Genomic DNA, 8,875 nt, shown 5'->3' on the forward strand with positions numbered 1-8,875 from the left:
GTCTGCTGTTCAGCGCGAGCGCGAGCGCGGGTGGTGGCGAGGTGGTAGGAGTCGGTGCCGGTCTCGATGACGTTGCTGTCGAAGGTGAGGCGGTCGACGACGGCCATGCAAAGGCGCGGGTCGGTGAACGTCTTTCCATTCTGGTCCACCCCGCCCGGCACACCCGCCACCCAGGTCGAGCTGCGCCGGCTCAGCCGGCCGGCCGAGGTCCTCAGTCACAGCTCCTGTTACTGAGGGCTCCAGTTGGCCGGCGAGTGTGGTTCGGGCCGGTGTCCGGTTCCACCGGCCATCGGGACCTGCCGGCCCCTGTGCGTCCGCAGGCGTACTCAGCTGCCCGCACCTGCCTCCCTCTTACGCTGCCGCAGCACGTAGTCGCTGAAAAGGTGTCGGCTCCGGTCGAGCAGTTCCCCCACCTCCGCGCCGCAGTGCCGTACGTCCTCCGAGGGATGCCACCGCTGCACCGCCTGCCCTGCCCAGGTGCGCAGCTTCACATCCGGGTCCTCCAACAGCCCGACCGCCGCCCGCAATGCCGCTACCCCGTCGCGCGCGTCGAGCAGCCGGAACGCGGCGAGCCGAACGTGCCGCGGCCGCTCGGCGCTGATGCGGTCCAGTAGCCAGTCGGCGGGCAGTTCCTTTGCCGATGGCAGCAGGGCGACGGCCGTCTCGCGCACGACACCGGCGGCAGGATCGTCGAGGAGTGGCCGCAGCCGCTCCGCGTCCGTGCTGTCCAACGCACGCAGCGCGGCCACCGCCCGCGCCCGCACCCCGGCCGCCGGGTGCGTGAGCAAGGACCACAGGAGCTTCGCATCCGCCCGGTCCCCGCACTCGGCCAGCCCGATGACCGCACCAGGCGGCAACTCGGCGTCGTCCGGGGCCGTGCACCGCTGCCGGTACCAGGCCGCCGGATCGCCTGCGTGTTGTCGTATGACGTACCGAGCGCAAGCGCGCACCAGCGCGGACCGGTCACTGAGGAACGGCACAGCCTGCTCCGACCGCCCCGCCCGCCGCAGCGCGGTGACACCGGCCGAGCGGGTACGCGGGTTGCGCGCGGTCAGCAAGGGCGCCAGCACGTACTCGTAGGCCTCCTCGTCACTCAGAGTCGAGAGCGCCGCTGTGGCACACAGGTCCTGGACCACGGTGTCCTCGTCCTGGGCGGCCGCGCGGGCCAGCTCGGCAGGGCGGAGCAGCCGGCTGTCGACAGCCCACCGGTACGCGAACCGGCGCACGGTTCGGTCGGGGGCAGTGAAGAGAGCCGCGAGCTGTCGGTGGGAGGCCCGGTGCATGGCCTTTTCGAGTGACTCGACGCCAAAGGCGCCTCTGTCACGGTCGCCGACGCGCAGGATCAGCGGCGCGAGGGCGAGGGCAGAATCGACGTCCAGGACCTCGCGCAGCAGCCGGCGGGCGCGGTCACGCACTGGGCCGACCCAATCGGTGCAACGGATCACGATCAACGGCAGCAGACCGGGGTACCGGGCCGACCGTTGCACCGCCTCCTGACGGATCCACCCGTCACGGTGGCACAGGGCAAGTGCGAGCCGAGACTCGTCGAGCTGATTCGAGTCGACGGGCAGCGGCGTGGAATGCTCCCACTCCAGCAGGGACTGCGAGCGGTACCAGTCCACCTCACGCACGCCCGCGTCCAGCGCGAGCCAGTCGCTGGGGTCGGCGATATCGAGCGTGGTCCGAAGCGGCGCACCTCCCGCGAGCCGCATCGCCGGCACGGTCCCGTCCCTGGTCTTCTTACGCATTCCCGCCCCTCGCCGGCAGCCGTACCGGGCATCGTAGGGTGCCGGGTGTGCGCAGGGCGCGCGAAATACTGCCCTGGAGTCGCTGTGGGGAACCGGTCGACCGGCCGGCTCTCGCCTCATCCGCCAAATGAAGCGCTCAGTCACAACCCCGGCGGCTCGGCCACATGCAGCGCCCGTTCCAGCCGCTCGCGGCGCCTCCGCCCGCGCCCTGAAGAACCTGGCCAATCTCATCGATGTTCTGGGGACTGACCCCCGCCTTCGCTCAGAGCAGCGCTGTGCCCGTACCGCCGAACAGCGCAGGGCACCCTGCCGGTGACCGGAGAGGGGCCGGCGTTTTCCCGCCGCCGGTTGTCGGTGCCGGGCGCCATGCTGGTCGTTATGACGATGACACTGCCCAGGCGTCCTGTCGTGGACGCCGATGCCCCGGCCACCTGGCCCGCCTCACTGGCCGAACTCATGGACGAACTCGCCCGGGAGGCCGCGCGCACGGGCAGGCCAACTACCAGGATCTGTCGCTGTACGAGTACGACGACGAGGTACACCGGCTCTTGGACGGACACTTGGTGCGCGCGTGGCACTGCACCCGTCTCCTCGACCACGAAGTAGACGGCATCCGGGGGCAGGGGCTGCGCAAGTTGGAAGGGGACTTGGTCGAAGGCCTGCTGCTCGAAGTACACCGGCGTGGTCTGCTGTCGGCCGAGCAGTACGCCGCGCTGAGGGCGAAGCACAGCCTTGCTCCCGGAGCGAAGAGCTGGGGGATGCGCGAGGGACAGATCTGCCTGGCCCTGTCGACGGCCGCGTTCCTTGACAACCCGGACGGGTTCTGGCGCCTGCTGGGCCACTGGCGCGGCGAGAGCCTCTACGCTCCCATGAGCAGGACCCCAATCTGGCGGGCGTCCTGCGGAGCTTGCGCAGGCCCGCTGTGGCGACGGCGCTCGTCGACCTGTCTGATCCGCGGGCCCACTTGGTGTTCACCGCTCTGCCGAACCTCTTCGTCGGCAAGATCCCTCGACAACCGGCCCGCCCACGCCGAGGTCTTCCACCGCCCCGCCATCCCGCCCGAGCACATGGAGTCGATTGCCCACCCCGGCGACGCCGACTACGGCCGCTTCCCCGGACTGTGGCGCGTGTAGTCCGCCCCTTGCGCGGATTCCCGAACGACATCGACGCCGGAGCCCCCAGTGAACAGTCGTCCCGCGTCTGCGGGACGTACTGGGCGCGTTGGTCGGCCGGTGCTGCCTACCGCGTCGCCCGGCCCGGTGGCCGGAGGCGGGGTGTGGTTGAGGCCGAAGAGTCCTCCGCGTTCGGAGAGCACGGTCGGACGGCCCGTCACCTTGAGGACCTCGGCACGGTAGCGGGGGCCGGTTCCGTACCGTCGGGCCTCAATGCCCCAGGGGTTGGTCTCCCACCCGTCCAAGTGTTGGTCGACAGCGCGCAGGAGCGCTCTCCGCCTTGGAACTGCCAGGCGCGTCCAGGACGGCGGTGATGATCAGGAGGGCGGTGATAATGGTGCGGGCGGTGGTCACGGCGATCCACTTCGTGCCCTTGCCCTCGGTGACGCTGGTCTCCAGCCGCACCAGGGTGGTGTCGAGCGGGTCCTCGCGCCACGCGGTGGACGCTGTCGGCACCTCGGTTTCGGTGAGCCAGGTCCGCAGGGCGTCGCACTCGTAGGAGTTGAGGCCCGCGGCGCTACTGGCGAAGAGGTGGTGAAAGATCCGCAGGACGACGTCACGGCGCCGCGGCTTCTCGCTCAGCCCGCAACATCCCGCCCATACAGGGGGAATACCCACCCCGCAGCCTTCTGCGACACGCTTTGGAGTGTCGTTTCATCTTTCCTGCCTGATCGAGGAACGGAGTGCTTTCGTGGCCTTATCGGTTCGAGAACACGTGCTTGACGTGAGTGTTTCCTTCAACAGTTTCGCTTTCCAGGAGTCGGACGACAGCTTGGTCCCGGTGCCATACGCCCAGGAATATGAGCGAGGTGGCTTCCTGACCCAGCACGCGCGCAGGATTGATGTGTACAGCGGCGCGCATACGCACGACGCCGAGATGCGGGTGCGGGTCTGGGACATGGAGCCGGAGACGGGTGGCGGGCCCTGGGACGAGCAGGGTGAGGTCGACTTCGAATCGGCCACCGGGGATATTGCGATCTGGTCGACGGTCCATGGCCGCTTGCCCGATCTGATCAGCTTGGGCGCCCCGGGCCGATGGCGGGTCCGGGTGAGCTGTTCGGGTCGGGCCGAGGCCAAGCGGGTGTCCGAGGAAGAAGGGGTCGCCTACGGCGTGGAGAAGTACGTCGTCGACTTCTGGCTCCAGCGCTGACGAAGCGTGCTCGCCCCAAGGGGTAATACTTGGGGTGAGCGCGCATCCTCAGGCAGTTGATCTTGACGATGAAGCCGTCTTCCGGACCGTCAAGCATGCGGTTGTTCGTGTAGGAACCGGCGAGCAGAATTCCGGTGGCATTGTTCTGATCGCCGTCCAGGGGCATCGCGGAGTAGTTCTCCCTCTCTGCGTGGATGTCGTACTCCTCAAGGGCGGATCCTTCGTAGGCGAAGGGGAATTCGTCGCACTGCCTGCCTCCGGCAGCTTAGTTTTTTGGCCCAGTAGCGCTTGCACTCGCGGATCGCGGCTGACCGATTGCGAGCGGCCCGCTTCTTGTCGAGGTAGAGGCGGCTCAAGGGCTGGGCGGCGGAGTCCCCGGGGACGACCTTGAGCGCGTTGAGTGGCTTGGTCGCTTTGGGGTTCGTGAAAGCCAACTTGATGTGATCGGCAACGGCCTTCTCCGGGGCGCCAAGCTGGGAGCTGTACCCGAGCGGGGCCTTCATACTGAAGGTCGATCCCCCTTGTTGGCAGGCTTGCCTGCTCCCGTGGAGTTGCGCAGGTACGAGGTGGAGTCCCAGCGAGGGGGCGAGTATGAATGGCTTGATCGTGACAGGGCTTGTGCCCACTCAGCCGACAGGCAGCGTGCTGGTAGACGGCGTATACGAGTTCGTGACGGGCTTGGCGTCCGAAGGAGCGATCGTGCCCTTGGGGATGACACCCTTCGGGCCGATCCTCAGGCCGGCGACAACGGTGGTGCCCTCGGCATTGAAGCCGGTGACGTCGTCCTCGTCCTCGACGGCGTCGGCGAGGATTACGGCGGCCGCGTTGCCAGTGCCGGTGCCGTTGTAGCCCCAGCCGAACCTGCCGCCTTCAGGGGCAGGCAGCTCACGGAGCACCGTTGTTCACGGTGCCTGGCCGACAGTGTGTGGAGATGCAGGCGCACATGAAGCTCGCCACGCGCGGCCAGATCGCGCCGCGTGTCTACTTCCTGGACGACACGAAAGGCATGCGGGGCGAGGGTGCCGGCAGGGTGATCGTGGGCTGCGTCGGGCCCCACCTCACCAACACGCTGAGCTCGTAGGAAACGCGGCCCAAATGCGCAAGGACCGGGATCGCTTCATCTCCAGCAAGGGCAAGCAGAACGCCGTCAAGGCCATGGTCTTCACCGACGGGGACGGGCGGCTGCTGTTCTGCAGCCCGACCGAACCAGGCAGCTGCGCGGACGTCACCCACGCCCGAAAGTTTGGGCTGGTCAAGCTCCTGGCCGACGGTCCCGCGGTCGAGATCCTTGCCGATGTCGGCTACCAGGGACTCGGAGCACAGACCGGCGGACGCGTCGTGACGCCACCGCACCGCAAGTTCAAGAAGAATGCCCCGGAGTGGTACGAGGAGATGTACGAGCGCCGGCGTAAGGCTCACTCCTTGCGCCGCGTCCGGGTTGGGCAACGGCATCGCCCACCTGAAGAACTGGAGGGCGCTGGCCCGTCAACTCGGCCGCCGCGAGCACATGGACGACACTGTCCAAGCCGTCGCCGGTCTGCTGTCCCTGCAGCAGACCGCAGACCGCAGACCGCAGACCGGATCCTGGCTCGGCATCGGTAGACGTGAGCACCGCGGCCCCACCGGCCCTTCGACGTCTCACCGCCAACCGTGCACGAGCTCGATGAACCAGTTTGTTGTGGAGTGTCCCGGGATTCACTTCAATTTCCCGGGCCACCTGGGGAATGGGCTTGCTGGATTTCAACGCCATCTGGACCACTTCCTCATGGAACCCTGGCGTGTATGTGCTCGGACGCGCCGCGTGCTGTTTCCCCTTCGATCCCTCCTGTTGGATCCCTGTCCGAGAACTTCGGGGCGCCTCAGTCGGGGCATACGGGAAAATCGCACAAATGACCTTGGAGGGAGAAAGGTTGCTAAACGTTATCAATGGGTGGATCCTGTCGGGTGGCGTGATGTCCATCCCATGACTTAAAACTTGCACCTGGCATTGCCGTTTTTGATCTTTCAAGCTAGCGTTCCAATCGCACTCGGTAAGAGGGATCAAATAGGAGGCTGTCGTGAAGGTCAAAAGGTCAACCATGCTTGTTGTTGGCGTCATGGCCAGCTCTGCACTCGCTATTTCGGCACCAGCCGCAGGCGCCCTTTCGAATTCTGCGCCGTCCGCAATCACCGCCTCGGCTGTGGTCTCGTTGGATCATGTTAAGTTCCTTCAGGATGGCGTTAATATTCGAGCGGAGGCCACGACGAAGTCTCCCTCGCTCGGCCTCGCCTATAAGAGCCACAAGGCGAATTTCCTCGCCAGCGTTCGGGGTGAGAACGTCAACGGCGAATTCAACTGGGTCAAGCTCAAGGACACCACGACGGGTGTCACCGGCTACGTGAACGCCGCATATATTTCGCTCATTCCTTAATCCAGGCTCTGAAATATCGGCACCATCAAATCCGTTAGCCTCGATCTTTCATGACGGCCCGTCGGGTTATCCGGCGGGCCGTTCCGGTCTCGTGGATGGTTGCGGGTGCGGTGGGGGCCCGGCTGTCGCGTCGGGTGGGCGCCGGGTTCCACGATTTCCGGCGGAGTGATCAGGCTCGTTGGGGCGGGTGACGCTGCTGGTCAGCCAGGGTTCGGGAGAGCCGCGAGTCGCTGGATCGCATTGGTGATCACGTCGGTCCAAGGCCAGTGACGGCCGAACCGAAGGTGTCGGCGGCGGGCGGTGGTGACAATCTGGGCGGCGGCGGAGAATAGTCGCAGCCGCAAGCGGCGGGGCTCCCAGAGACGGGGTTTGCCGATCAGGGCGAGCATCGGAAGCCAGGCCAGCAGGTCGAGGGCGAGCTGGACGATCTCCAGCCATATCTGGTTCTGCGCCGTGTCGTGCAGGGGCAGGTTCCGCAGACCGGTGGCCCGTGCGGCCCGGATGCGGTCCTAGGCCCTCGCGCGCTGACGGTGCCGCAGTTCGAGGTCGGCGACCTTCCCGTCTGCCGTGTTCGTGGCGAATGCGGTGAGCCGCAGCCCGTCGGCGTCGGTGAAACGCAACTGGGCTCCGGGATGGGGCCGTTCCTTGCGGACGATCAGCCGCATCCTCTGCGGCCAGCCCTTGAGGACGTCGCCGTCGAGCTCGGCGGTCCAGGCGCCGTCGCGGACTTCGCCGCCCGGTTCGACGGCCGGCGTCCAGGCGGAGTCGGGAACCTTCAGGACAGCCTGGTGAATCTGCTCGGTGATGGTCATCCCGACCGAGTAAGACAGCCACCTCCCGCGCTGGGCGAGCCAGGCCACGAACTCGTGGGTGCCGCCGGCGGAGTCAGTGCGGATCAGTGTGGACCGGCCGCGCCTATGCTGCTGGGGAAGCTGGGCCAAGGCGAGCCGGGTGGCGGTGATGTGGTCGGCGGCGGTGTTGGAGCCTGCGTTCCCCGGCCGCAGCAGGGCGACCACCGGCTCCCCGGTGCCGCCGCGTCCGTGATCGACGAAGCCCATCAACGGATGGTGCCCGTAGGTCTTCTTCCAAGTGGCGGCGGCGTCCTGCTTCTCGGAGTGTGCCAGTTCCAGCACGCCGTCCAGGTCCACGATTACGTGACCGTCCCTGTCCGGCGCCTGGTTCCGGGCCAGTTTCCATACGTACTCGCGGGCATCGGCCCGAGCAGTGCGGATCGCATCCAGGGCCTTCGGCCCAGCAGCGGCCAGTTTGTCGACCAGACGGGAGACGGTCGGGTCGGAGGCCACCGGCCCGAATACGGCAGGCTCGGCCCGCAGCATGCTGACATCGGCCAGACAGTCCCCGCCCAGCGCGACGGCGAGCGCCACATCCAACAGGATCTTGCCCGGATCGTGCACCGCCCGAGGACGTCGCCAGGGAACGAGCGCGGCCGATATCGCGGTATCCAGGCCACTCTTGCGGGCGGTCTCGACCAGCAGCACACCCCCGGCCTGAGAGACCACCCCGTGACCGCCACTCTCGATACGGACACGCGGGTACGACGCGCTACGCTTCCTCACCTGGAGAGTGCCTCTCATTGGGGCGGACAGGACCCTAGAAGAGCCCTATCTTCCCAGTTCAGAGGCACTCTCCGGTGATCTGACCGGTGGTTGGACATCAGCTCGCACGTGTCACAGGACCCAGGATCCTGGCAGTTCCAGCAACGTGTCGCCGACGATCAGAAGCGGTCGCCGCGAATGCCACCGCGCATCGTCCGCCTGGCCTCGCAGCGGCACGGTAGCCAGTTGGAAGCGGGCATCCAGCGCGTCGAGCTCCGCCTGCCTCACGGCCCGAATCCTGTCCGTGAACACAGGCCATGCCTCCGCCAGCCACCTGCGGCAACGAAGCATGTTCCCGTACTCCCAGACCTGTTCGGCGTCGAAGCCCTCTTCGACATCCTGCACCAACGCCTCCCACGCCTCCATCATGGCGTTGAGCGTCACCATCCCGTATCGCGCCGCCAAACCTCGGCTGGCCCGATGCACCGACTCGTAGTCATCGGCGCTGAGCGCCTCCATGTCCATGGGCACAGCCTGTCAGCTGTTACACGCCGGATGGATGCGTCACTCAACAGGTGAAAGCACTGGGGCCAGGACTATGACCGGGCCGAGATGCAACAGCCCAGATCACAGCCGGTGAAAGCAACCGGCCATAAGCCTGCGCGAGCAATCGTCATGAAAGCCCGAGGTTAGTATGCGGTGAGGTGGCTAAGAGGTCCTAACAAAGGCGTTGGACGTGTCGGTGGGTGATGAGGCAGGTGGCGAGGCCGAGGAAGGCTTCATGGATGTCGTCGCGTCGCTCCCAGCGGACACGTAGGCGTCGGAAGCCGTGAAGCCA

At 66.8% G+C, this 8,875-nt stretch carries 9 protein-coding genes and 3 pseudogenes; 5 read left to right on the plus strand and 7 right to left on the minus strand.

From position 1 onward, the window contains the following. Nucleotides 1-2: 2 nt before the first annotated feature. Nucleotides 3-134, minus strand: a pseudogene (locus AADR41_RS42955) (IS21-like element helper ATPase IstB); the annotation flags it as partial. A gap of 192 nt (nt 135-326) precedes the next feature. Beyond that, nucleotides 327-1,748, minus strand: a complete 1,422-nt coding sequence (locus AADR41_RS22270) for a HEAT repeat domain-containing protein (protein ID WP_342283143.1) — start codon at nt 1,746-1,748, stop codon at nt 327-329. A 548-nt stretch (nt 1,749-2,296) separates the two neighbouring features. Here AADR41_RS22270 and AADR41_RS22275 point away from each other — a divergent pair. Further along, on the plus strand, nt 2,297-2,881 hold the full coding sequence (locus AADR41_RS22275; protein WP_342283144.1) for a hypothetical protein: 585 nt from the start codon (nt 2,297-2,299) through the stop codon (nt 2,879-2,881). A 249-nt stretch (nt 2,882-3,130) separates the two neighbouring features. Here AADR41_RS22275 and AADR41_RS22280 read toward each other — a convergent pair whose 3' ends face one another. Continuing rightward, nucleotides 3,131-3,538: a hypothetical protein gene (locus AADR41_RS22280; RefSeq protein WP_342283145.1), complete on the minus strand. Its 408-nt coding sequence runs from the start codon at nt 3,536-3,538 to the stop codon at nt 3,131-3,133. Nucleotides 3,539-3,566: 28 nt separating this feature from the next. Here AADR41_RS22280 and AADR41_RS22285 point away from each other — a divergent pair, with 28 nt between their 5' ends. Further along, nucleotides 3,567-4,070: a hypothetical protein gene (locus tag AADR41_RS22285; RefSeq protein WP_342283146.1), complete on the plus strand. Its 504-nt coding sequence runs from the start codon at nt 3,567-3,569 to the stop codon at nt 4,068-4,070. A 626-nt stretch (nt 4,071-4,696) separates the two neighbouring features. Here AADR41_RS22285 and AADR41_RS22290 read toward each other — a convergent pair. After that, nucleotides 4,697-4,966, minus strand: coding sequence for a hypothetical protein (locus AADR41_RS22290; RefSeq protein ID WP_342283147.1), 270 nt, complete (start codon nt 4,964-4,966; stop codon nt 4,697-4,699). 47 nt (nt 4,967-5,013) lie between these two features. Between AADR41_RS22290 and AADR41_RS22295 the strand changes: the two genes are divergently transcribed. From AADR41_RS22295 to AADR41_RS22305, 3 genes are all read left to right on the plus strand, one after another. After that, nucleotides 5,014-5,151 carry a hypothetical protein gene (locus AADR41_RS22295; RefSeq protein ID WP_342283148.1) on the plus strand — a complete coding sequence of 46 codons (138 nt, stop codon included), beginning with the start codon at nt 5,014-5,016 and terminating at the stop codon, nt 5,149-5,151. A gap of 14 nt (nt 5,152-5,165) precedes the next feature. Beyond that, nucleotides 5,166-5,672 carry a transposase family protein gene (locus tag AADR41_RS22300; protein ID WP_342283149.1) on the plus strand — a complete coding sequence of 169 codons (507 nt, stop codon included), beginning with the start codon at nt 5,166-5,168 and terminating at the stop codon, nt 5,670-5,672. Nucleotides 5,673-6,127: 455 nt separating this feature from the next. Next, the gene (locus tag AADR41_RS22305; protein ID WP_342283150.1) at nt 6,128-6,481 is read left to right on the plus strand and encodes an SH3 domain-containing protein; all 354 of its coding nucleotides are present in this window, start codon (nt 6,128-6,130) and stop codon (nt 6,479-6,481) included. Between the two features lie 200 nt (nt 6,482-6,681). Here AADR41_RS22305 and AADR41_RS22310 read toward each other — a convergent pair. The 3 genes and pseudogenes from AADR41_RS22310 to AADR41_RS22320 all read right to left on the minus strand — a co-directional run. Beyond that, a pseudogene (locus AADR41_RS22310) lies at nt 6,682-8,058 on the minus strand (IS1380 family transposase). 111 nt (nt 8,059-8,169) lie between these two features. Then, the gene (locus AADR41_RS22315) at nt 8,170-8,562 is read right to left on the minus strand and encodes a hypothetical protein (RefSeq protein ID WP_342283151.1); all 393 of its coding nucleotides are present in this window, start codon (nt 8,560-8,562) and stop codon (nt 8,170-8,172) included. Between the two features lie 193 nt (nt 8,563-8,755). Beyond that, nucleotides 8,756-8,875, minus strand: a pseudogene (locus AADR41_RS22320) (IS5/IS1182 family transposase); the annotation flags it as partial.

The sequence above is a fragment of the Streptomyces sp. CLV115 genome (genome assembly GCF_038448545.1).
Lineage (GTDB): Bacteria > Actinomycetota > Actinomycetes > Streptomycetales > Streptomycetaceae > Streptomyces > Streptomyces sanglieri.

Bases quoted from the DNA above. Each gene is read 5' to 3' on its own strand.
- AADR41_RS22270 (WP_342283143.1), bottom strand. From the start codon at position 1,748: ATGCGTAAGAAGACCAGGGACGGGACCGTGCCGGCGATGCGGCTCGCG.
- AADR41_RS22295 (WP_342283148.1), top strand. From the start codon at position 5,014: ATGAAGCTCGCCACGCGCGGCCAGATCGCGCCGCGTGTCTACTTCCTG.
- AADR41_RS22300 (WP_342283149.1), top strand. From the start codon at position 5,166: ATGCGCAAGGACCGGGATCGCTTCATCTCCAGCAAGGGCAAGCAGAAC.
- AADR41_RS22315 (WP_342283151.1), bottom strand. From the start codon at position 8,562: ATGGACATGGAGGCGCTCAGCGCCGATGACTACGAGTCGGTGCATCGG.